Raw genomic sequence first — 20,479 nt, forward strand, 5'->3', positions numbered from 1 at the left:
CTGGCGGCCTGAGACCTGGCAGGGAAGGCCTTGATCACGATTCGGTTCCACCGCCCACACGGGGCCTTTGCAGGCTGGGATGCTCACGGGCATGGACGAGACCACCGCCACGCCGCCCGCACCCACCACCGAGCCGCTGCAGGAGGTCGTTGAGAGGCCTGCCGGGTCGAGCGTACGCGTACCGGTGTGGCTCGTCGCGGGGCTGGTGGGCTTCGCGGCTGGCGCCGGGGCGGTCGGTCTGACGTGGGGTCTGTCCTCCTCTGGCGACCCGGCGGCGCCCGAGACGTTCACCCTCACCGGGTCCATGTCCCTCAAGAACGGCGCCACCACAGGGGCCGTGTGCGTTGGCCGCGGCGGGTACAGCGACATCGCGATGGGTGCCTCGGTCACCGTGTACGACGAGGGCGGCCGGGTCCTGGCCACCGGCACGCTGGGTGCGGGCAAGGGGAAGTCGCTGGACGGGTGTGACTTCCCGGTGACGGTGCCCAACGTGCCGAAGGGGCCGCAGTTCTACCAGGTCGAGGTCAGCCACCGCGGGAAGATCAGCCTGCCGAAGGCTGATGCGGAGGCTGGTCTGCTCGCGGTGTCGCTCGGTTGATCCGGCGTCCCCGGTGGTCGTAGAGGGGGCGATGATCATCAGCGGGCCGGTGTAGCCGACCATCGTGTGCATCCCGGCCATCCAGGCGGTGACGGTCCAGGGGCCGTGGCCGGGGTTGTTCAGGGGGTAGGTCATGAAGCTGAGCACGAGGGCGAAGGCGACGACCAGGGCGGCGGTGAGTGCTTGGCGGATCCGTCGGCGGTGCGGTGCCGGCGTAGGCGGTGGGTGTGGTCGGCGAGGACCCAGCCGATCAGGGGGAAGACAATCGCGGCCAGCCAGCACATGCCGGTGCCGTACAGGGGGCGCAGGGCGGTGGCGAAGTGGGGGACTGAGATGACCCACCAGTCGGCGCAGACGAGGGCCAGGCCGTTGAGGGCGATCCGGTAGTTGGTGCTGGGCCGGCGGGTGTCGCCCGCTTCGGCGGGGGTGGCGTGCACAGCGGGCATCCTGTCGCAGCCGCGGCGGGGCCCGGGCAAGTGTCGTTGACGCGGTCGGTGGGCGGCGGCGTGTAACGCTTCTGAGCGTGCTGTCGTACTTCAGGGTGTGAGTGTCCGGCGGGCGTGTGGTGGGAGCCGCTCGCCGGACACAGCCAAGGGCCCCTGGGGCCCGTAGAACCACTCCACGATGACTTTCTATAACAGCCCTAGACCTCAGCCACCCACTCAGCCGTCGCCGCGCGCGCCCCTCACGTGCACGTGGAAACGACGGTTCGGAAGGCTGCCAGGGTGGTTGGTGACGGTAGGGCTGTTATAGAAAGTCATTCTTGGGGCTGAGAAAAGACAGATACCCCGACCGGACCGCGTCTGCCACGATCCGGGGCATGCGCTTGAAGCCGCCCTACACCATCAAGGTCGCCGACAAGGCACTTGACGAAGCCCGCAACGCCCTCTGGAACCTCGGCGCCAGCATCGGCCGTCACGACACCGACCTGCGAACCCCCTACCTGACCGCCGTCGGCTTCGCCGTGGGAAAGCTCCTGCTCTTCGCCGTCCCCGACTTCGCCACCATCCTGCAGTCCGCCACATACTGGAACGTCCTGCAGATGCCCACCTGGACGCACTCAAGGCCTACGCCGCCCGCCCTGGCCTCCCCCTGGTCTACGACACCAACATGCTCAACCACTTCAAACAGCCCGACCACATCGACTGGAAGGACGCCGTAAGGCGAGCGACCGGCACGAAGCCCCCACCGTCCGCCTGATCATCCCGCAGGAGGTCATCGGCGAACTCGACCGCCAGAAGTACGGCCAAGGCGACCTCGCAAAGCGCGCCGCCGCCGCGATCAAGTACCTCGACACCGCCCTGCTCACCGCCCCGCCCGGTCACCCCGTCCAGATCCGCGACGGCGTCACCCTGGAAACCCGCCTCGCCCCACCCGGACCGTCCCACGTGATCGACGTCGACTGGGAGATCCTCATGTGCGCCGATGAACTCCACCACCTGAACCCCACCGCAGGCGTCCACGTGCTCACCAATGACCGGAACATGCGGCTGCGCGCCGGCCAGCTCAACCTGCCGACCCTCACCCTTGACGCGAGCCACCGGAAGTAGGCAGCGCGGCCAGACCCGCACCGTGCAGGCTGTGGCACCCTGAGGCACATGACCAGCGGCCCCGACCCCGACTTCGTGCTCGTCGACTGGCTGAGCACCAGCCCGTTCAGCGACAGCGCCAAGCTGAACTACCAGCGCGAGGTCGACCGCTGGATCAAACACATCGGGAACCGGGTCTGGACCGCGAGCGGCCGGGACGTGAAGCACTGGACCGCCGGCGCCGGCAACGCCCGCACCCGGGCCTTCCTCGTCAGTGCGCTACGCGGCTTCTACCAACACGCGCAGACGCTCGACCCGGACATCATCAACCCGGCGCCCAAGACCCTGCGCCCCTCCGTCGCCGACCTCCCCGGCCGCCCCGCCCTCACCCGCGCCGAGTCCACCCTCTACGTCTCCGCCCTCGACCGCTACGACGGCCTGATGCCCCACCGCGCCCGCGCCCTCGGCTACCTCGTCCTCGGCCGCGGCCTGCGCGCCCACCAGGCCGTCGCGCTCGACGTCGAGGGCATTGTGCGCGAGCAGCACCGCACCACTGCCCTCGTCACCCTCAAGGGCGGCGGCACGGAGTTCCAGGAGCTCCCCCCACCCGTCGCCCTGGCCGTCGAGGACTACCTCCCCCACCGCCGCACCGCCGCCCCCCACAGCAGCCCCGAGGCCGGCCCGCTGCTCACCAGCGGCCGCGGCCGCCGCCTCGACCCGGCGCCCAGCGTCCGCGACCTCCTGCGTGCCGTCGCCTCCACTCACCCCCAGCTCACCCACCTCGCCGACACCCTCACCGCCGACGGCCTCGCCGCCAGCCCCAACCCCTTCCTCGGGTAGGCCCCCTCCGCGCTCAGACCCTCCGCCCGGCTCGCCCAGGCCTCCGCGCGTTGGCATGGATCCAGCGCCGGTTGACGGCGCAGGCCAGAGGCGGGCCGATGAGCATGAGCAGCCACCACAGGAGTCCCAGGGTCCATTGGCGGTCGTCTTCCCCCCAGCGGCCCGGGAGCAGCGGCATCAAGCCCAGCATCACCAGGAGTCCCCCCCAGGTGGCCGCCCATGTGATCGCCCTGCGCGCACCGACACCCATGCTTCCCCCAACCTCGCCATGTATCTGAACGTGTTCAATATAGCGACCCCGGGTATCGCCCGACGAGCCACCCTCGACCGCTACAGCAGCCTGCGCGCCCACCAGGCCCTCGCCCTCGCCGTCGGGCGAATCGAGGCAGGCCGCCGACCGTGAGATCGGTACCTACGGCGCTGGCGAGGCCGTTGAACGGTTCGCCGCCTACGCCAAGGGCGGCTACGACGAGATCGTTGTGGGTGGCGGGTGCCATCCTTCGGCCATGGACAGCACTGTCGCGTTCTCCACGATCACCATGGCCCTCGGTCCACGCGCGGCTGAGCCGTCTTCCGTAGTCCCTGGGGGGGTGTTTCAGCGCTGGTCACACACTGATACCGGAAGAGCCCAACATGTCGTTGTCCATTGGAACCACCGTCGTCGTACCGCACTGCGCCGTGCCTCAGGACTGGCCGCGCGAAGGTGAAATCGTCGAGATCAACACCGAGACCGTGGTGGTCGAGCTTCGAGACGGCCACCGGCAGGAGCTGCCCGCAGACGAGGTCGCTGCCGTCGCCGACTGACCCCGGTTCCGGCGGTTCCGGCTGGGCGTCAGGGGGCGAAGGCGAGGTAGCTTGCGGTGGCCAGTCCGGAGAACGTCACGAGCTGGATGGGCTTGAGGCAGGAGAAGGCGGCGTGCATGGCGATGCCGGCCGCTGCGGCGTAGGGCCTGGTCGGGGTGAGGAGCAGGCCGATGGGTAGCGCGAGTTCGACCACGATGACCGTGACGGACAGCACGCGCCAGGCCCGGATGTCGTAGACGGTCAGGTTCCCGAGGTGCTGCTGGACAAGTCTGGGGATGGCGAACTGGTGTCGGTGGCGGAGGTTGTTCTTGACCTGGGCATAGGTGTGGATGAACTGCGCGAGGTAGAGGCCGCTGCGGAACTGGCTGGAGCGGATCTTGTGCCAGGCCGAGTTGAGGTAGATGTCCGAGGTGACCAGGACGAGCAGGCACTGCGCCCAGGTGTTGGCGTGGCTGGGGGCATGCGTGAGGGTGAGCCCGTGACCGAGGTCTCCCGCGAGCAGGAGGCACGTGCCGGTGAGGATGATGTAGCGGACGGCGCTGGGGCTTCGCAGGTAGGCGAACTCCGTGGCGGCGCCGGCCAGCACGATCGACAGGGTGAGGCGTGGTGCGAGGGCCAGCGCGGGCGCGGCCAGGGCCCGCAGGACGAGCATCGGCCGGTACATGGCGAACAGGACGCGAGCCCGGGTGTCGCCGTGGCGTCGGCGGGCGAAGGCGGCCTGGACCTGGCCCGGGGCGAAGCGGTTCCACCCTCCGCTGGTGAAGGCGGCGGTGAAGCGGAAGGTGAGGACGGCTCCGAAGGCGATCCGGAACGTCTGGAGGCGGGAAGGGTCGGTGGGGTACCGGAACCCGGAGGTGACGGCGTCAGAGAACCACGACACGGCTGTCGCGCACCTCGATCCGCTGCTCGCCTCGGGTGGACAGGACGCGTCCGTGCCCGTCGATCCGGTCGTAGCGGCCGGTGCGAACGTAGCGGCCGGTGCGAACGTAGTGGCTGATGACGGCCTGGAGTACGGGGGCGGCAGCATGAGGCTGCCGGGCGACAGCTCCGCGTACGGGTTGACGGGCTCGGTGCGGCCGTCCTTGGTGCCGGTGAGGGTGACGATGCTGAAGGTGGCGTGGGAGAACAGCTTCCAGCGGAACCAGCGGCCGGGGCGGCGGGTGAAGCCGACGCCCATCCAGAGCACCAGGGCGGCGGTCAGGAGTTCGGCGAGTGATGAGGGCATGACGGATCGACCTCCGGAGCGGGAGGGAGGTGGTGGAGCCTGCGGGTACGGCGCTCAGCGCGCGGGTTTCACGGCTTCATGAGCGCGGTGGCTGCCTCGTCCAGGGTGAGCGCGCCGCGCAGCAGCGCGGCGACGGTCTCGGTGATGGGCATCTCGATGCCGTGGGCGCGGGCGAGGGTAACGATGGCGTCGGCGCTCTTGACGCCCTCGGTGGTCTGGCGGGTGGCGGCGGCTGCCTCGTCGACGCTCAGCCCGGTGCCGAGGTGATGGCCGAAGGTCCGGTTGCGGGAGAGCGGGGACGAGCACGTGGCGACCAGGTCGCCGAGGCCGGCCAGCCCGACCAGGGTGGCGGGGTCGGCACCGAGTGCGGTGGCCAGCCGAGCTGTCTCGGCCAGGCCCCGGGTAGTGAGCAGCGCGAGGGTGTTGGCGCCCATGCCCATGCCGGCGGCGATGCCGACGGCCAGGGCGGTGACGTTCTTCAGGACGCCGCCGAGTTCGCAGCCGATGACGTCGGTGCTGGTGTAGGGGCGGAAGTAGTGGGTGCGGCATGCGGCTTGGAAGCGGTGGGCCGCGTCGGCGTCGGGGCAGGCGATGGTGGCGGCGGCCGGCTGTTCGGTGACGATTTCCCGCGCGAGGTTGGGGCCCGAGAGGACCGCGATGCGCTGCGGGGGGATGCCGGTGGTCTGGGCGATGACCTCGCTGGCCCGCAGCCCGGTCCCCCGTTCGATGCCTTTCATCAGCGACACCACCAGCGTGGTCGGCGGGATGAAGGGGGCCCAGGTGGCGAGGTTGGCCCGCAGGGACTGGGCGGGGATGGACAGCACCAGGTAGTCGGCGCCGTCCAGGGCGGCCGCCACGTTGGTGGTGGCTTTGACCACGGTGGGCAGTTCGATGTCCGGGAAGTATGCGGGGTTGCGGCCAGTGGTGTTGATGGCGTCGGCGATCTCGGGGCGCCGGGCGTGCAGGGTGACGTCGGTGCCCGCGTCGGCGAGGATCTTCGCGGCGGCGGTTCCCCACGATCCGGCGGAGAGGACGGCCGCGCGGACGGCGGGGTGTGCGGGGCTCATGTCCGGTTCCTCTCGGGGATCTCCAGGCCTTCCCGGATCGTAGCGGGAACGCGCGGTGGGCCGGGCGGATCCGGGGGGCGGTGCAGGGTGAGGAGGACCGCGCGGCGGCCGGGCATCGTGGGGCGTCGGCGGTGGGCTTCGGCGAGCATGCCGGCGGCCTGCTCCTGGCCGAGTTCGCGTTCCAGCTCGGCTTGGTGAGCGTGCCACAGGCCGTAGAGCCGGTCCCACATCGCCGGCTCGTCCGGCCGCTCGTCGACGTGCTCCAGCACCAGCCCGGCAGCCTGGGCCTCTGCTGCCCAGGGGGGATCGGTGGTGCGGCGCGTGGCGCGCGTCAGGACCAGGCGGCCGCCGGGGGCCAGGACGCGGGCCAGCTCGCGCAGGGCGGCCGCGGGGTCGGTGGCGAAGCCGAGAGCGTCCACGCACACCACGCCGTGGGCGTGTTGGTCCGGCAGGCCGGTCGCCTCCAGGGACGCAGCCCGGAAAGCGACCCGGGACTGCGCGAGGCCGAAGTGCGGTGCGCGGGCTGCGGCCTCGCGCACGGCGACGGGGGACAGGTCGAGGCCGACGAGGTCGGCGTCCAGGGCCCGGGCCAGCCACAGGCCAACGCCGCCGGTGCCGCACCCCGCGTCCACCAGGACCTGCCCGGCCCGCAGCCGCAGTCGCGTCACCAGCAGCCCCAGCAGCGCCCAGTCGCACGAGCCGCAGGCCCCGACCTGGTCGGGGTAGTCCTCGCCCAGTGCCCGGGCGTAGAGGCGTGCGGTGATCGAGCTGCGGGAGCGGGCCGCGTGGAAGGCGTCGAACCGGCCGGCGAGCCGCGCCTTGTGAGCGGCGCGCGGTGCGGGGGTCATCGGGGCATCGTCCTGGTCACCCGGGACCCGGCGCCCGGACACACGACCTGTACCGCGGGCACGAGGTCGTCCGGCCCGGACAGGGCGATCGCGGCGGGCTCGTGCCCGGTGACCCGCTCGACGGCCGCCGCCGTCGCGTGCACCCGCTCGGCGAAGGTCCCGGAGGCGGGCGCGAAGCCGTAAGCGGCCCGCTCCCAGGAGACCAGCGCCCTGCGCGCGGGCCGGGCGAGGACCGCGCCGGCCGGTGCGATGTCGCCCCGCAGGCGCGGGGGTCAGCCGTACACCGGAAATCCGCTGTAGCCGCGGGCCTGGTCCTCCCCGCAGGCGCGGGGGTCAGCCGGGGAAGTGCCCGGACGTCATCCTCGCCGCCGAGTCCTCCCCGCAGGCGCGGGGGTCAGCGCTGCACGGGCGAAGCGAGAAGGCCGGTCCTCAGTCCTACCCGGCCTCAGGGGAGGAACGGAACGGCCAGTAGCGGGATCGGTCAGCCTGCGGTGAGCTGGTCCGGGATGCGGCCGGAGGCCCGGAGCTCTTGCAGGTCCGGGATGTGGTTGTAGAGGGTGCCGGGGCTGACTCCGAGGATTCTGGCGATCGAGGTGATCGACTGCTCGGGGTCGGGCAGCAGGGTGCGGGCGGCCTGGATGATCTCAGGGGTGGCGACGGTGGGCCGGCCGCCGACCCGGCCGCCGGGCGCGGGCGGCGTCCAGGCCCTCGCGGGTGCCGGAGACGATCAGCTCGCGGATGAACTCGGCGAGGGCGGCGAAGACGTGGAAGACCAGCCGGCCGCCGGGGGTGGTGGTGTCCAGGCGCTCGTGCAGCGAGCAGAACCCGATCTCGCGGCGCCGCAGCTCGCCGACCATGTTGACCAGGTCCTTGAGGGAGCGGCCGTAGCGGTCGAGCGCGGGGACGACCAGGGTGTCGCCGGGGGCGAGGAAGGCGTGGCAGGCCTTGAGCTCGGGTCGCAAGTCGTCCTTGCCGGACTTCTTGTCGGCGAAGATGCGGCGGCAGCCGGCGGCGGTGAGGGCGTCGATCTGGCGGTCGAGCTTCTGGCCGCCGGTGGAGACCCGGGCGTAGCCGATGAGGATCTCGGTGCGGTGGGCGGGCTCGGCGACCAGGAGGTCGAAGGCGTCGGGCTCGAAGGGGGTGCTCACGTCCGGGATTCTGTCAGAAAACGGTGTTACCGAGTTCTTGAACTGCCTTGGTTTTTGAAGGAGTTTTTGAAGGGCTTGAGGGGTCGTCGGGCGGCCCGGCGGCCGGTCTTCAATAAACGATGGTTTTCTGAAGATTTGGGCAAGCCTAGGGGCGTGGGTGGGAAAGCCGCTGGAACGCGGTGGCGTGGGGCGCGGTGGCGGCGAGGGTGTAGGTGACGATGGTGAGGCCGGGGTCGGCGGGGATTTCGAGGGCGTCGTAGTCGAGGTCGAGGTCGCCGGCGTCGGGGTGGTGGAAGCGCTGCTGGCCGCTGCGGTAGTACTCGACGTCGTGGTCGTCCCAGCGCTGGGCGAATTCTTCGCTGTGGGTGGTGAGTTCGTCGATGAGGTCGGCGAGGTCGGTGTCGGCGGGGGTGCGGGCGGCTTCGGTGCGCAGGCTGCCGACGGAGTCGTGGGCGATGCGCTCCCAGTCGCGGTAGAAGCGTCGGGCGCGGGGGTCGCGGAAGACGAAGCGGGCCAGGTTGGGTGGCTGCTCATCGCTGTCGAGGGCGTCCGCGTACAGGGCGCGGGCGAGGGCGTTGGTGGCGAGGATGTCCAGGTGGGCGTTGCGGACGAAGGCGGCGGCGCCGGTCATGGCGTCGAGGATCTGCTGGAGGCTGGGCCTCACGTGGCTGGTGCCGCCGTCGCGGTCGGGGAGGCGGTGGGGGTTGTTGGCGGCGCGGACGAGCGCGGCCAGGTGGGCGCGTTCGACGTCGTCCAGGTGCAGGGCGCGGGCGAGGGCGTCGAGGATGTCCTCGGAGACGCCGCCGACGTTGCCGCGCTCGATGCGGGTGTAGTACTCGACGCTGATGGCGGCGAGCTGGGCGACCTCCGAGCGTCGCAGTCCGGCCACCTGGCGTCGGCCGCCGAAGTCGGGCAGGCCGGCCTCCTGGGGGGTGAGGCGGGCGCGGCGGCTGGTGAGGAAGGTGCGGATGTCTTCGCGGACGGTGTCGGCTGGCACCGCTCCAGCGTAGGCCGGTGCCGCGGGCGGGGGTCCCTGCCAGTACCCCTCCCAGCAAGGACTCCCAGGTCAGAGGCGGTGCGTGGTTCCGTGGAGGGGTGAGCGGGCCAGCAGGTCGGCCCGTACCTCCAAGGGAAGGATCCCGCCCGCCATGACCGTCACCGCTTCCTCGCCCAGCTCGGCGCCGGTGGCCACGGCCGGCACCGACCGGCACGCCGCGGCAACGCTGGCCGCCGCCGTCTTGGGCTTCTTCGTGATCACCTTGGACGCGACGATCGTCAACGTCGCCCTGCCCTCGATCCGCGGCGCGCTCGGCGGCGGGATCACCGGCCTGCAATGGGTGGTCGACGGCTACACGCTGATGTTCGCCGCGCTGCTGCTGTCCGCCGGCGCCCTGTCGGACCGGATCGGCGCGCGCAAGGCGTTCGCCGGCGGTCTGGTCCTGTTCGTGGCCGCGTCGCTGGCGTGCGGGCTGGCCCCGTCGCTGCCGGCCCTCGTCGTCGCCCGCGTGGTGCAGGGCATCGGCGCGGCCGTGACCATGCCGACCTCGATGGCGCTGGTCCGTCACGCCTTCCCCGAAACGGCCCGCCGGGCCCGTGCAGTGGGGGTGTGGGCGATGGGCGGTGCCATAGCCGCCGCCGCGGGCCCGGTGCTCGGCGGTGTGCTGAGCCTGGCCTCCTGGCGGATGATCTTCTTCATCAACCTGCCGGTCGGCCTGCTCACCCTGGCGCTGCTCGCCCGCAGTCCGAAGTCGCCGACCCGGCAGGCGCCGTTCGACTGGGCCGGGCAAGTCACCGGCATCCTCGCGATGGGCGGCCTGACGTTCGGCGCGATCGAGGCCGGCGAGGCCGGGTTCACCGCCCCGAAGGTACTGCTCTCGCTCGCCGTCGCAGTCGCGGCCGGGGTCGCGTTCGTACTGGCGCAGGCCAAGGGGGAGCACCCGATGGTGCCGCTGTCCCTGTTCCGGTCCAAGACGGTGGTGATCGTCACCGGGATCGGCTTCGCGTTCATGGTCGGCTTCTACGGGCTGCCGTTCGTCTTCAGCCTCGACTTCCAGCAGCAGCACGGCCTGTCCGCGCTCGGCGCCGGGATCGCGTTCCTGCCGATGATGCTGCTCAGCGCCTGCCTGACCCCGTTCTCCGCCCGCATCGTGGAGCGCACCGGCCCCCGCGTGCCGGTCATCGCCGGGCTGGTACTGATCGCGGCCGGATCGGTGGCCCTGGCCCTCGTGCCCGGATCGGCGCCGGTGTGGGTGAGCGCCCTGCTGCTGGTCCCCGTCGGGCTGGCCGGCCCGCTGGTGATGCCGCCGGCCACCGCGCTGCTGCTGGAGCACGTCCCGGCCGAGCAGACCGGCACCGCCAGCGGGGTGTTCAACACCAGCCGGCAGATCGGCGGGGCGCTGGCCGTCGCGGTCTTCGGCGCCCTGATCTCCGGCACGGCCGGCTTCCAGCACGGCCTGCGCCTCAGCCTCGCCCTTGCCGCAGCCGTCGCTGTGGCCGCGGCGCTGGCCGCTACCCGCATGGCCGCCGCCCGGCGCGGCAACTGAGCCCGCCCACGCAGGCCACGGCACCGTCAGGCACAACCACCGCCCCGCCGCTGCGGGGCCCGACGAAGGGATTCCCTCATGCCCGGCACCGAGCCTTCGGGTGCGGCGAAGATGTTCGGCGACTTCGCCCTGCAACTGGTGCACTTCACCGACGACGTCCTGTTCGGCGAGGTGTGGCAGCGCCCCGGCCTCACTCCCCGCGACCGCTCGCTGATCACCGTCGCCAGCCTGGTCACGAGCGGCAGCACCGAGCAACTGCGCCACCACCTCGGCCGCGCCAGGGACAACGGCGTCACCGAGGCCGAGCTAATCGAGGCCATCACCCATCTCGCGTTCTACACCGGCTGGCCGCGCGCCATGTCCGCCATGGCCGTCGCCAAAGACCTCTTCACCAGCTGACCTGCCCTCACCTCACCCAAGGAGTCACCCCGATGGAACTGCGCACCCGTCCCGCCACCGCCAAGCTGCCCGAGAAGATGTTCACCGGCGACGCCTGGGCCGACGTCATCCACCGCGGTGAGGAGCCGTCCAGGATGCGGGCCAACGCGGTGCACTTCGCCCCGGGCGCCCGCACCGCCTGGCACTCCCACGGCATCGGCCAGAGCCTCTACATCGTCGAGGGCATCGCCCTGATCCAGTCCCGTGGCGGCACGATCCTCGAAGCCCACCCGGGCCAGGTGATCTGGACCCCGCCTGGCGAGGAGCACTGGCACGGCGCCGCCCCCGACCACTTCATGACCCACATCGCCCTGTGGGAGGGCGACGACGTCGAGTGGCTCGACCACGTCACCGACGCCGAATACACCGGCCCCCGCACCCGCGAACTTTGACCCTTCCGCAACGAGTACAAGGAGCACCCCGTCATGCGTGCCACCGTCCTGTACGGGCCCGGGGACGTTCGCGTCGAGGAACGCGACACCCCTCAGATCCTCAAGCCCACTGACGCGGTCATCCGCACGTTCGCCACCTGCGTGTGCGGCTCCGACCTGTGGGACTACCGCGGCATCAATCCCGCCAAGGACCCCGCCCCCATCGGCCACGAGTACGTCGGCATCGTCGAAGAAGTCGGCGACCAGGTCACGACCGTGCGGCCGGGCCAGTTCGTCGTCGGCTCCTTCTTCGCCAGCGACGGCACCTGCGCCAACTGCCGAAACGGCTACCCCAGCAACTGCCTGCACCGCGAGTTCGTCGGCGGCTGCCAGGCCGAGTACATCCGTATTCCCTGGGCCGACGGCACCCTGGTCGCCACCGCCGACCTGCCCACCGAAGCGCAGGTGCCCGACCTGCTGGCCTGCTCCGACGTCATGGGCACCGGCTGGTGGGCCGCCGTCGCCGCAGGCGTCCAGCGCGGTGACACCGTCGCCGTCGTCGGCGACGGCGCCGTCGGCCTGTCCGCCGTCCTGGCCGCCCGCGAACTCGGCGCCGAACGCATCATCGCCATGTCCCGCCACGAGGCACGCCAGAAACTCGCCGCCGAGTTCGGCGCCACCGACATCTTCGCCGAACGTGGCGACGAGGGCGTAGCCCGCATCAAGGACCTCACCGGCGGCATCGGCGCCGACCGCGTCCTGGAATGCGTCGGCACCGACCAGTCCACCCGGCAGGCCCTGAACTCCGCCCGGCCCGGCGGCGGCGTCGGCATCGCCGGCGTCCCCCACGGCGTCCAGATCGATGGCACCGCCCTGTTCTACTCCCACGTCGCCGTCCAGGGCGGCCCCGCCCCCGTGCGGCGCTTCCTGCCCGACCTCGTCGACCGCGTCATGACCGGCCGGATCAATCCCGGCCGCGTCTTCGACCTCACCCTGCCCCTCGACCAGGCCGCCGCGGGCTACCAGGCCATGGACGAGCGCCGCGCCATCAAGGCCCTCCTCCGCCCCTGACCGCCGACCTCACAGCCAAGAGTCGTCCTTCTCAGCTAGCGCCGGCCGGTCTCCGCGTCTTCGACCGACGGTTCGCGCAGCGGGCGCCGCCCGGCTTCGGCCGGGCGGAAGAAGGCGTAGCGGCCGAGGAAGTTGATGTGGTCGAACTGGAGCGGAGACAGGCGGGCCAGCAGGTCGTCGGTGACGGGGAAGCCGTCCGTGGCGAGCTGCTTGGCGGCCCGGTCGAGGTAGAGGCTGTTCCACAGCACCACGGCGTTCAGCGCCAGGCCAAGGGCACCGAGCTGATCTTATCCGAACTAGCCCAGCATGGCGGTGAGTGCGCCGTCGAGCCAACATTCGCCACGAAAAGTAGTCGTGAATGAGTTGGGTGAACGGGTGCTCACGGGCGTTTCGCGCCTGTCTGTGGGTCAGCAGCATCACCGCTGTTCTCCCGGTCGGGCAGGGGGCTGCAGGCCAGAGGCGTCCTCGGGGTGCGTTACCCCTGGCTGCCCGCCGCGACGGGAGCCTCTCGCCACTCCCAGAGCCGCCTCGGGCCGGGCCATGGTGTCAGAGGGTGCCGGTACGTTGCTCAGATGCGCACACCCCGCTCTCTGACAGATCAACAAGCCCTGCTTGTTCTCTCCATGATGACGAGCGGAAGGACACAGGGGCAGGTCGGAGACATGTTCGGAGTCTCCGCGGCGGTGATTGGCCAGCTCTGGCGCGGCGAGACATACCGCCATCTCTCCCGCGACACCAGCTCATCCGCCTCGGGGCCAGGAACGTACCGGGGACGCCCCCAGACTTCCGAACGCAAGTACGCACGGGAGGCAGCCTTCTGGCGGCAGGTGGACATGGCGGCCGGCGCTGGCGGTTGCTGGCCCTTCACCGGCCCTCGCAACATGGATGGCTACGGTGACTACTCCGCTGGAAAGGCCTTGATAGGGACACGGTCCTCGCATGTCGTCGCCTATCTCCTTGCCGCTGGTCTGACCGAGAAGCCGCCTCATGGAACCTACGTGCGCCACCTCTGCGCCAACCGCGCGTGCTGCAACCCGGCTCACCTGGCCATCGGCACGCAGCGCGACAACATGGCCGACCGGTTCCAACGGCACGGTAACCAGCCAGGCCCACATCCCGTGAACGACCCGACCCCAGAACCCGAGGGTGGATGGAAGATCACCACTGGAAACCCCGAGGAGTTGGAGCTTGCGGCCTGGACCGCCGAGTTCTGTCAGCAGATCGACAAGACGGGCGGCGATCAAGCATGCTGGCCGTGGACCGGCGGTAGCAAGCACGACTTCGGGTACGGCGTCGCATACTGGCCCGATGGGCGGCACTCCCAAGCCCACCGGATCGCCTATCTGCTCGATCACGGCCTTACCGCTGACGATCTCGATCCCGAAACCAAGATCCGTCACAAGTGCCCCGGGGGAAGCAACCCGGCATGCTGCAACCCTGCACACCTTGAGCCCGGGACGCAGGGAGACAACATGGCCGACCGGATGGCGGAGGGCAAATACGCCCGCGGCGATGCCCACTTCAACACCAAGGTCCCGGACGCCGTGATACGGGCGCTCCGAGAGGACTACTGGCCCACGCCCAGGAAGGCACGGCCAAAGCTCAAGGCTCTCGCTGAACGGCACGGCGTCGAGGACTGGGGGACCGTGTGGCGGTGGCTGCACGGCAAGAGCCGCCGCGAGGCAGGCGGCCCGATGGGCGAGATCGCAACAAGCACGGACATGCCTGATGCCCTCTTCTGACGAGCACTTCCGGCCAGCCCGTCGGCAGGCTGCGGCTCACCTCGCGTCCTCATTTCTGCTCGGGGTCGGTGCGAGCAACGATGCTGCGGAAGTCGGGCATGCCGAGGTGCACGGCGGTATGCCGGGTAGTGAGGTCGCGCATCGCGGCAAGTTTCTGCTCGGCGGCGGCGAGGCTGGCTTCGATCGCGGCAACCTCGCCGAGCCACCCCTGCTCCTTGGCTTCCTGGAGCCGGTCGAGGAGGTTCGCGTGGATCTCCTCCAAGCGGGGCATCTGCTCCGGATCGGGCCGTAGGACGGGGCAGCGGATGCAGGCTTATCCGAACTAGCCAAGCTCGACGCTGAGTTCGCCTACGAGTCGGCCTTCGCCACGGAAAGTAGTCGTGAAGAAGTTGGGCGAGCGGACGCTCTCGGGCGTGTCGTGTGTTGCGTGACGTTGAAGATGTGCACTACGGCGACGGGCTCGATAGCGTCGGCTTCACGCTCACGCTTACGGTGTCGCGTGGGTCGCGGGGCACTCGTGCTGATGGGGTGGGGGTCCCACGATGTTGAGAATCGGGCTTTCTCCGTCCGGGATTTCGAAGACGAAGACGACGCCAGAGGACGTGGCCTCGATGGCGCATTGGTTGTTGAAGGTGAGGGGGGTGTAGGGCTGCCAGGCGCAACCGGCGCGGTCGAGGGAAGCGATCACGTCGGCGTACTTGGGTTGGCCGGGGAACTTCTCCCTGTCGACCAGGCCGGCAGGGAGGCTGATGACATCACGCCAGGTCTGGAGGCAGATCAGGGTGATCTTCTGGCAGCGGCAGACACTGAGTTCAAGGTCGCCGTAAGCGAACAAGCGCGGCCATGACCGCCGCTTCCCGACGGCCACTTCCCAGGGCTCGCCGAGTGCTGCGGTGACCTGGTTCCAGGCCGCGCCGTTCTCAATCGGCCCAAGGTGTCCCGACCGGGCGAGTTCCGTCAGGACGTCGAGTAGCTCCATGAGGCGGAGCCTGTCATCTGCGGCAATGGGCTGTCCAACGGCTTCGAGCAGGCCCGGATCGTTCCGCGGTCCTGGTAGGAGAACACGTATGTCCGGACGGGGTCGAGGTGCAGTTCGTAGGGCCCGAAGCAGTCCGCTGCGAGGGTCGCGACCGGTGCGCCGCGGCCGCTCGCCTCCTCACTGCAGGACTACCTCGACCCTGTGGTCGGCGAAGATCTCAAGGAGAACCTCGAACACGGTCGCAGGGCCCTCGTGCAGTGCACGCTGTCTCCCAAGCCGTGTCCTGGCTACCTCCGAGTGCTGCCATTCCAGCGTGAACGGAGGAGAGGCACCCCAGCCTCCTCCGAGGCAGTCGTCCAAGGCGTCGAGATTCCATCCGAAGTACCCGCCAGGCCCGTCGACCGCTTCGCCCAGCGCACAATAGAAGCTGTTGATGTCGACGGCCTGACGGCCGTCCATCCTGAACACGTGCCCCGGGGACTGGTCGCCGTTGCCGTTCCGGTGCCGGTATCCCCGGGACAACATAGCCACGGACAACCATGCAAGACGGCCGGCCGGGCCCATGGATCTCCACAGTCCATTTCGGTTCAACTGCCGGGTACGGATCAGTTCCCACACCCCAGCGGAGCCAGGAAGCGCATTTTGGCACCAGAGCCGGACCCTGACATCGAAGAGGCCCTCACCGAGAACTGATGGCTTGACAGCGGTCACGGTTACGCCGCCGACGAAGTACGACCCCATCGTGGCACCAGCGGCATCGAGGAGGGTCAGGTAGGCGTTCCCGGCGCAGGCGTCACGTCCACCGACACGGTCGAGAGCGGCCAGCAGCCCACCCTCCGGCGCGCATCCGCGCAAGTCGACCAACCGGTGGTCATCCCTGAGCGGCGTGAACAAGCCTGTGCAATCGTGTGCGAAACCCCAAGGGGTGTCCTCGTCGTCGTCGCCGGTCAGGGCGTACTTGAACTCTTCCCGTGCGCCTGTCGCTTCCATCTCACCCGCGTCATCTGTCGTTCCTGCAGGAGCTCAGGTCGAGCCCTTCGAACGAGTTTGTCGTGCGTCCTGTCCGCATGGAGTATCGCCGAGTGGGGCGCTGACGGTGCAACCGATATTGGTGGCGCCGCCCGCGCCGAGCCTGCAGGCCGAAGACTCTCTGCCGGAGCTCGGGAACGTTCAGTCCCCGGGATCGGCGCTGCTTCGTCCGGCGTCCCGGCGGAAGTCGGGCATGCCGAGATGGACGGTAGACGGTTGCGCTGCACGCTCGCGCATGGCCTCGAGTTTCTGGGCGGCGGCGGCCATGGTGGTCTCGATGGCGGCGACCTCGCCGAGCCAGCCCTGCTCCTTGGCCTCTTGGAGGCGGGCGATGAGGTTGGCGTGGATCTCCTGGAGGCGTGGCATCTGGGCCGGGTCCACGAGGAGTAGGGGACATCTGACACAGGCGTTTTCATGCTGGCATGGGGTCGCGTAGTCGCGGCCGCAGGTTCCCAGGGCGACCTTGCGGAGTTCGAAGTGGGCCAGGAACTCGTCCCACTCGGTGGTGGTGAGCTGGCGGTACTCCTCGCTGGGTCGCTCGGTTCGGCGGCGGGCGATGAAGGCCCGGTGATGGGAGATCACGTCTTCCGGGTAGATCGCGGCGTACCCCATGGTGGTGTCCAGAGCGGCGTGGCCGCAGATCTTCGCGGCGATGTGCGGGGGCAGTCCGGAGCGGATGGCGTCGGTCACGAAGATCCTTCTGAAGTCGTGGGGGCGCCATTCGAGCGGGTCGCCGGCCACGGTGATCTGGGCCGACTGCGAGGTGGCGACCAGGCACTCGCGGATGTAGCTGCGGGTCAGCGGCCGGTCCTCGGTGCCGTACCGGCGTTGGAACAGGAACGGCATGGGCGGGCTCCAGGTCTGCTCGAACACGTCGTAGGCCGACACCAGCGGCAGAGCGGCGTTCCCGGCTCGGACCCGGAAGATGACCGCGGTCAACACCTCGGCCAGCTCCGGGGAGACCAGCAGCAGGCGTTCCGCATCGGTCTTGGACGGGGCCACCTGCAGCATCGGCACCACCTCGCCGGTGGTGGGCAGGGTGTAGGCGATGAAGCTGTGGTGGGTGAGTTCCAGCATCTCCTCGATCCGGATGCCTGTGTGCCGCAGCACTTCCACCGTCGCCCAGGACCAGAACGCCGCCTCCTCCTCGTGGGTCAGGTTCCGCCGCCTGCCGGCGGACACCTCGGTGACGTAGACGCGGCGGGCCTGCCCGGACCCACAGCGCTCGAACTCCTCCCCGGCAACGAGGAACCGTCCACCAGCCGGCGTCGCCCGAGCCGCAGTGATGCGGGCCTCGGCGTCCTTGCGCTGCCGGTCGACGGCGCGAAGCAGGGCGGGCAGCAGCGGCAGCTGGGTCCTGGTCCGCTGGTCCATCCGGGACTTCACCCCGGACCTGGACTTCTTCGTCGCGCACTCGTTCGCCTTGATGGGGCACGGTGCCACCCAGGGCGCCCATCGCGCCGGATCGTCGGCGGCCCAGCGGGCGATGTCCTGGTAGAACGCCCGGACGAACACCAGCTCGCTGCGGAAGTTCACCCGTGGCCGCACCGGGTGGCCCTGGGCGTCACGGATGTAGGCCAGGCGTTCCTTCCATGCCTGCGCGACCTCGGGCGTCAGTCGCAGCGAGTCGATGCCGGGATGGTGAATCTCCAGGTCGCGCCAGAACAACCGGCACAGGTTGCGGGCGATGGAACGCAGCGAGACGTGGTCGAGCTCGGGAGCCCGCTCAGTGAAGTACTCGACCAGCAGGTCACGGACGGCCCGGCACTCGATGCCGTACGCGTCGACGATCTGCTCGACGCTGCGGCGGCCCTCGATGCGAAGCGCCCGAAGCCGCAGCGGTGCGCTGGTCGGGAGCACGCCGGTCTCCTTGAGCAGGGCGTAGAACAGCGGTCGGCCCGCGCTGCCCCGGAAGTGGTGTTCCTCCAGTGCGGCGGTCAGCTCGATGCAGTCGCCGACGGTGATGTCGCTGACCAGGCCGCCCTTGCGGATCACGATCCAGGTGAGTTTGTTCAGGGCGTCGGACCTCGCTGTCGCGGTCGCATGCTGAGCCAGTTGTTCGAGCCGCTGGAAGGCATCGGGGTCGCTGGCGGCCCGGGCCTCGGCGAGCATCACCGTCATGCGCTGCCGCAGCAGCCATGAGTAGCTGGGGCGGACCGCCTGCCCGGCGACGAGGAGCACCAGTCCCGTGGCCAGTTCATCGCGCCAGTGGCTCTTGGGTGTGCCGCGTCCCTGCAGGGGCAGATCGGTCCACTCGAAGCCGGCGCCGTCCGCCCCGCTGGCCATCCAACGGTCCTGCCAGGTCTCCCCGGGCTGGCCTTCGAGCCAGTCCAGCAGCTTGCCCAGGCCCCGCCGCCTGGTCTTGCCCCGGGTCAAGCCCGCACCGGGGTCGGTGAACAGGCCCAACAGCCGCTCGACCAGACTCTCCCGGCTCTGACGGGTCTGCCACCAGCTCGCTTCGCCGACTCGCGGTTCCCACTCCGGTGGGTTCCCCACCTCATGTGGCTCGACGGGCCGGGCGGCGTCGACCTGCACGATCGGGTTCACCGGCTCTCGCCGCCCGCGGTCGACGTGCCGAACAGTGCTGCCAGCACCTCGGGGCGGTAACCCGGCGCCGGCGGGGCCGGCGGTTTCGCCTGCACAGTGCGCTGCCGCTCGTGGTGGGCCAGGACGTGGGCGACGACCTCGTCGGGAGTGGGAGCGATGTAAATCTCCGTGGTGGTGATGTGCGCATGTCCCATGACCCACTGCACGTCGGCGAGGGTCAGGTTCGGATCGCGGACCATCCTCTTGGCCGCGCTGTGCCGAAGGTCGTGCAGGGTCCAGTTCGCGCCGAGCAGCTGGTTTGCGCGGGAGAAGACCATCCGGGCCGCGTCGTACTCCAGTGGACGGAAGGGCCGTCGCAGCGTCCACCACAGCGGCTCCGACGGGTGCTTGGGGACCATGCCGCGCAGTTCTTGCTGGTAGAGCCGCAGCCAGACGAATGCGTCGGCGGAGGCAGGGAGGTGCTGCAGGACCTGGCTGCCCTTGCGGACCACGCCGATCGTCTGGTCCCCGGGCGCGACCAGGCCCTGCGGGACGCTGAGCAGTTCGGAGGCGCGGGCGCCGGTGGAGATGTAGAACGCGATCAGAGCCCGGTCCCGGTTGTACTTCAACCCGGCGAACAGATCGTTGAATGCCCGGTCAGGAATGATCCTCGGGGTCGGCTTGGGCTCCTTGGGCTGGTAGGTGCCCCGGCGCGAGGGCTGCCGGAAAGGCTGCATCGGATTGTGATGCGCATTGGGACTCACCTCGTCGGCAGCCCCGCCGCCCTGGGGGAACGGGTTGATCAGCGGTCGGCCGTGGGTCTCGCGGTGGTACTCGTAGAAAGAGCGGATCACCGCGCGAGCGTGCCGCCTGGTCCGAGCGGCATAGTTCTCGCCGGGCGCGACCTTCCCCGTGACCGGGTTCACCGAGCCCGGTGCGGGCGCATCGGGCCGGCGCCGCCGGGGCGGCTTCTTCGTGGTCTTCAGCCACAGCGCGAAGTCACGGGCCTCGACGCGGCTCGCCAGATGCCAGGGCACGTTCACGGCGCGTAAGAACCGGACCCACGCCAACAGCTCATAGGCGTAGGACCGCAGCGACGTCGGACTCGCGTCGTCGGCGAGCATGTGGTGCAGGAACTCGCTGACCGCCTCCACCTCGGTGCCATCGGCGTCTACGAGCCGGAACGGCCGCAGCGGGTCATCGCTCTTCTCAACGCGGCCGACCCTCGCCACCTTCAGTGCCGCCACGTCCCGGACCGTCGTGCTGTGCTCTGGCATCCGTACCTCCACGGGCCGCCCTACTCGACGACACGCGATGAAACCAGATCCACCACCACACGCGCAGTCACCACGACCCATCAGCGGCAGTCCACAACCACCTTGCGGTCACTATGAGTTGATCTCGCAGGGAGCCCAAGTTAGTTCGGTCAACGGGACGTGCTCGTGGACACAGGGGGTGCCGAAGTCGCGTGCGCACACGCCCAGGGCGACCTTCCGCAGCTCGAAGTGGTCCAGGAAGTCGCGCCACTCCTGGGCGGTGGGTTCGCGGTACTCCTCGCTGGGCCGCAGCGAGCGGCGGCGGGCGATGAAGGCCCGGTGGTGGGTGATGACGTCCTCCGGGTAGATCGCTGATGGTGGAGTCGGGTATTGGAAGTGTCCGAATGCCTCAGGCCGCGCTCTCGACGATAGACAATCAACCGGTGACTCGACCCGTGAACCGCG

At 70.0% G+C, this 20,479-nt stretch carries 23 protein-coding genes and 2 pseudogenes; 11 read left to right on the forward strand and 14 right to left on the reverse strand.

All coding sequences use genetic code 11. The features are described from left to right. Positions 1–91 precede the first annotated feature (91 nt). On the forward strand, positions 92–598 hold the full coding sequence (locus ACZ5OX_RS31645; protein WP_465634740.1) for a hypothetical protein: 507 nt from the start codon (positions 92–94) through the stop codon (positions 596–598). 131 nt (positions 599–729) lie between these two features. On the opposite strand, the gene ACZ5OX_RS31650 is transcribed toward ACZ5OX_RS31645, so the two are convergent. Further along, on the reverse strand, positions 730–1,035 hold the full coding sequence (locus tag ACZ5OX_RS31650) for a hypothetical protein (RefSeq protein WP_465634741.1): 306 nt from the start codon (positions 1,033–1,035) through the stop codon (positions 730–732). Positions 1,036–1,418: 383 nt separating this feature from the next. Between ACZ5OX_RS31650 and ACZ5OX_RS31655 the strand changes: the two genes are divergently transcribed. The 5 genes from ACZ5OX_RS31655 to ACZ5OX_RS31675 all read left to right on the forward strand — a co-directional run bounded on the left by ACZ5OX_RS31655 (position 1,419) and on the right by ACZ5OX_RS31675 (position 3,771). Next, a complete protein-coding gene (locus ACZ5OX_RS31655; RefSeq protein ID WP_465634743.1) occupies positions 1,419–1,760 on the forward strand; it encodes a hypothetical protein in 342 nt (113 codons plus the stop codon). 40 nt (positions 1,761–1,800) lie between these two features. After that, positions 1,801–2,148, forward strand: coding sequence for a PIN domain-containing protein (locus ACZ5OX_RS31660; RefSeq protein ID WP_465634775.1), 348 nt, complete (start codon positions 1,801–1,803; stop codon positions 2,146–2,148). 48 nt (positions 2,149–2,196) lie between these two features. Continuing rightward, the gene (locus ACZ5OX_RS31665) at positions 2,197–2,967 is read left to right on the forward strand and encodes a hypothetical protein (RefSeq protein WP_465634745.1); all 771 of its coding nucleotides are present in this window, start codon (positions 2,197–2,199) and stop codon (positions 2,965–2,967) included. A 268-nt stretch (positions 2,968–3,235) separates the two neighbouring features. Beyond that, positions 3,236–3,370, forward strand: a complete 135-nt coding sequence (locus tag ACZ5OX_RS31670) for a hypothetical protein (RefSeq protein WP_465634746.1) — start codon at positions 3,236–3,238, stop codon at positions 3,368–3,370. A gap of 230 nt (positions 3,371–3,600) precedes the next feature. Continuing rightward, the gene (locus ACZ5OX_RS31675; protein ID WP_465634748.1) at positions 3,601–3,771 is read left to right on the forward strand and encodes an LSm family protein; all 171 of its coding nucleotides are present in this window, start codon (positions 3,601–3,603) and stop codon (positions 3,769–3,771) included. A gap of 28 nt (positions 3,772–3,799) precedes the next feature. Here ACZ5OX_RS31675 and ACZ5OX_RS31680 read toward each other — a convergent pair whose 3' ends face one another. The 6 genes from ACZ5OX_RS31680 to ACZ5OX_RS31705 all read right to left on the reverse strand — a co-directional run bounded on the left by ACZ5OX_RS31680 (position 3,800) and on the right by ACZ5OX_RS31705 (position 9,056). Beyond that, complete coding sequence (locus tag ACZ5OX_RS31680; RefSeq protein ID WP_465634749.1) at positions 3,800–4,996, reverse strand: hypothetical protein; 1,197 nt, start codon at positions 4,994–4,996, stop codon at positions 3,800–3,802. A 68-nt stretch (positions 4,997–5,064) separates the two neighbouring features. After that, positions 5,065–6,063, reverse strand: coding sequence for an NAD(P)H-dependent glycerol-3-phosphate dehydrogenase (locus ACZ5OX_RS31685; protein ID WP_465634751.1), 999 nt, complete (start codon positions 6,061–6,063; stop codon positions 5,065–5,067). Next, the gene (locus ACZ5OX_RS31690; protein WP_465634753.1) at positions 6,060–6,911 is read right to left on the reverse strand and encodes a class I SAM-dependent methyltransferase; all 852 of its coding nucleotides are present in this window, start codon (positions 6,909–6,911) and stop codon (positions 6,060–6,062) included. The genes ACZ5OX_RS31685 and ACZ5OX_RS31690 overlap by 4 nt, the downstream gene beginning before the upstream one ends. Positions 6,912–7,392: 481 nt before the next feature. Beyond that, positions 7,393–7,554: a helix-turn-helix domain-containing protein gene (locus ACZ5OX_RS31695; RefSeq protein ID WP_465634777.1), complete on the reverse strand. Its 162-nt coding sequence runs from the start codon at positions 7,552–7,554 to the stop codon at positions 7,393–7,395. Position 7,555: 1 nt separating this feature from the next. Beyond that, positions 7,556–8,059 carry a recombinase family protein gene (locus tag ACZ5OX_RS31700; protein WP_465634754.1) on the reverse strand — a complete coding sequence of 168 codons (504 nt, stop codon included), beginning with the start codon at positions 8,057–8,059 and terminating at the stop codon, positions 7,556–7,558. A 145-nt stretch (positions 8,060–8,204) separates the two neighbouring features. After that, a complete protein-coding gene (locus ACZ5OX_RS31705) occupies positions 8,205–9,056 on the reverse strand; it encodes a helix-turn-helix transcriptional regulator (protein WP_465634755.1) in 852 nt (283 codons plus the stop codon). A 151-nt stretch (positions 9,057–9,207) separates the two neighbouring features. Here ACZ5OX_RS31705 and ACZ5OX_RS31710 point away from each other — a divergent pair, with 151 nt between their 5' ends. The 4 genes from ACZ5OX_RS31710 to ACZ5OX_RS31725 all read left to right on the forward strand — a co-directional run bounded on the left by ACZ5OX_RS31710 (position 9,208) and on the right by ACZ5OX_RS31725 (position 12,482). Then, the gene (locus ACZ5OX_RS31710) at positions 9,208–10,602 is read left to right on the forward strand and encodes an MFS transporter (protein ID WP_465634756.1); all 1,395 of its coding nucleotides are present in this window, start codon (positions 9,208–9,210) and stop codon (positions 10,600–10,602) included. Between the two features lie 78 nt (positions 10,603–10,680). After that, complete coding sequence (locus ACZ5OX_RS31715) at positions 10,681–11,001, forward strand: carboxymuconolactone decarboxylase family protein (protein ID WP_465634757.1); 321 nt, start codon at positions 10,681–10,683, stop codon at positions 10,999–11,001. 32 nt (positions 11,002–11,033) lie between these two features. After that, positions 11,034–11,432, forward strand: a complete 399-nt coding sequence (locus ACZ5OX_RS31720; protein WP_465634759.1) for a (R)-mandelonitrile lyase — start codon at positions 11,034–11,036, stop codon at positions 11,430–11,432. 33 nt (positions 11,433–11,465) lie between these two features. Continuing rightward, on the forward strand, positions 11,466–12,482 hold the full coding sequence (locus ACZ5OX_RS31725; RefSeq protein ID WP_465634761.1) for a zinc-dependent alcohol dehydrogenase family protein: 1,017 nt from the start codon (positions 11,466–11,468) through the stop codon (positions 12,480–12,482). A 35-nt stretch (positions 12,483–12,517) separates the two neighbouring features. On the opposite strand, the pseudogene ACZ5OX_RS31730 reads toward ACZ5OX_RS31725, so the two are convergent. Next, positions 12,518–12,754, reverse strand: a pseudogene (locus ACZ5OX_RS31730) (Tn3 family transposase); the annotation flags it as partial. 300 nt (positions 12,755–13,054) lie between these two features. Here ACZ5OX_RS31730 and ACZ5OX_RS31735 point away from each other — a divergent pair. Next, positions 13,055–14,224: an HNH endonuclease gene (locus ACZ5OX_RS31735; protein ID WP_465634763.1), complete on the forward strand. Its 1,170-nt coding sequence runs from the start codon at positions 13,055–13,057 to the stop codon at positions 14,222–14,224. 49 nt (positions 14,225–14,273) lie between these two features. On the opposite strand, the gene ACZ5OX_RS31740 is transcribed toward ACZ5OX_RS31735, so the two are convergent. The 6 genes and pseudogenes from ACZ5OX_RS31740 to ACZ5OX_RS31765 form a co-directional block, all read right to left on the reverse strand. Further along, the gene (locus tag ACZ5OX_RS31740; protein ID WP_465634765.1) at positions 14,274–14,486 is read right to left on the reverse strand and encodes a hypothetical protein; all 213 of its coding nucleotides are present in this window, start codon (positions 14,484–14,486) and stop codon (positions 14,274–14,276) included. Between the two features lie 225 nt (positions 14,487–14,711). Further along, positions 14,712–15,203 carry a hypothetical protein gene (locus tag ACZ5OX_RS31745; RefSeq protein WP_465634766.1) on the reverse strand — a complete coding sequence of 164 codons (492 nt, stop codon included), beginning with the start codon at positions 15,201–15,203 and terminating at the stop codon, positions 14,712–14,714. Between the two features lie 177 nt (positions 15,204–15,380). Next, on the reverse strand, positions 15,381–16,193 hold the full coding sequence (locus ACZ5OX_RS31750) for a barstar family protein (protein WP_465634768.1): 813 nt from the start codon (positions 16,191–16,193) through the stop codon (positions 15,381–15,383). A 180-nt stretch (positions 16,194–16,373) separates the two neighbouring features. Then, positions 16,374–18,779: a tyrosine-type recombinase/integrase gene (locus tag ACZ5OX_RS31755; RefSeq protein WP_465634769.1), complete on the reverse strand. Its 2,406-nt coding sequence runs from the start codon at positions 18,777–18,779 to the stop codon at positions 16,374–16,376. Further along, positions 18,776–20,035 (reverse strand): tyrosine-type recombinase/integrase, encoded by a 1,260-nt coding sequence (locus ACZ5OX_RS31760; protein ID WP_465634771.1) that lies wholly within the window; start codon positions 20,033–20,035, stop codon positions 18,776–18,778. The genes ACZ5OX_RS31755 and ACZ5OX_RS31760 overlap by 4 nt, the downstream gene beginning before the upstream one ends. A 111-nt stretch (positions 20,036–20,146) precedes the next feature. Then, positions 20,147–20,479: pseudogene (locus ACZ5OX_RS31765) on the reverse strand (hypothetical protein); the annotation flags it as partial.

The organism is Kitasatospora sp. NPDC032121 (assembly GCF_055580145.1).

What these genes read in the sequence shown, in the direction of transcription:
- ACZ5OX_RS31760 (WP_465634771.1), bottom strand. Translation starts at nt 20,035, where the DNA reads ATGCCAGAGCACAGCACGACGGTCCGGGACGTGGCGGCACTGAAGGTG.
- ACZ5OX_RS31655 (WP_465634743.1), top strand. Translation starts at nt 1,419, where the DNA reads ATGCGCTTGAAGCCGCCCTACACCATCAAGGTCGCCGACAAGGCACTT.
- ACZ5OX_RS31645 (WP_465634740.1), top strand. Translation starts at nt 92, where the DNA reads ATGGACGAGACCACCGCCACGCCGCCCGCACCCACCACCGAGCCGCTG.
- ACZ5OX_RS31735 (WP_465634763.1), top strand. Translation starts at nt 13,055, where the DNA reads ATGCGCACACCCCGCTCTCTGACAGATCAACAAGCCCTGCTTGTTCTC.
- ACZ5OX_RS31670 (WP_465634746.1), top strand. Translation starts at nt 3,236, where the DNA reads ATGTATCTGAACGTGTTCAATATAGCGACCCCGGGTATCGCCCGACGA.
- ACZ5OX_RS31745 (WP_465634766.1), bottom strand. Translation starts at nt 15,203, where the DNA reads ATGGAGCTACTCGACGTCCTGACGGAACTCGCCCGGTCGGGACACCTT.
- ACZ5OX_RS31710 (WP_465634756.1), top strand. Translation starts at nt 9,208, where the DNA reads ATGACCGTCACCGCTTCCTCGCCCAGCTCGGCGCCGGTGGCCACGGCC.
- ACZ5OX_RS31750 (WP_465634768.1), bottom strand. Translation starts at nt 16,193, where the DNA reads ATGGAAGCGACAGGCGCACGGGAAGAGTTCAAGTACGCCCTGACCGGC.
- ACZ5OX_RS31725 (WP_465634761.1), top strand. Translation starts at nt 11,466, where the DNA reads ATGCGTGCCACCGTCCTGTACGGGCCCGGGGACGTTCGCGTCGAGGAA.
- ACZ5OX_RS31715 (WP_465634757.1), top strand. Translation starts at nt 10,681, where the DNA reads ATGCCCGGCACCGAGCCTTCGGGTGCGGCGAAGATGTTCGGCGACTTC.
- ACZ5OX_RS31720 (WP_465634759.1), top strand. Translation starts at nt 11,034, where the DNA reads ATGGAACTGCGCACCCGTCCCGCCACCGCCAAGCTGCCCGAGAAGATG.
- ACZ5OX_RS31685 (WP_465634751.1), bottom strand. Translation starts at nt 6,063, where the DNA reads ATGAGCCCCGCACACCCCGCCGTCCGCGCGGCCGTCCTCTCCGCCGGA.
- ACZ5OX_RS31690 (WP_465634753.1), bottom strand. Translation starts at nt 6,911, where the DNA reads ATGACCCCCGCACCGCGCGCCGCTCACAAGGCGCGGCTCGCCGGCCGG.
- ACZ5OX_RS31665 (WP_465634745.1), top strand. Translation starts at nt 2,197, where the DNA reads ATGACCAGCGGCCCCGACCCCGACTTCGTGCTCGTCGACTGGCTGAGC.
- ACZ5OX_RS31675 (WP_465634748.1), top strand. Translation starts at nt 3,601, where the DNA reads ATGTCGTTGTCCATTGGAACCACCGTCGTCGTACCGCACTGCGCCGTG.
- ACZ5OX_RS31680 (WP_465634749.1), bottom strand. Translation starts at nt 4,996, where the DNA reads ATGCCCTCATCACTCGCCGAACTCCTGACCGCCGCCCTGGTGCTCTGG.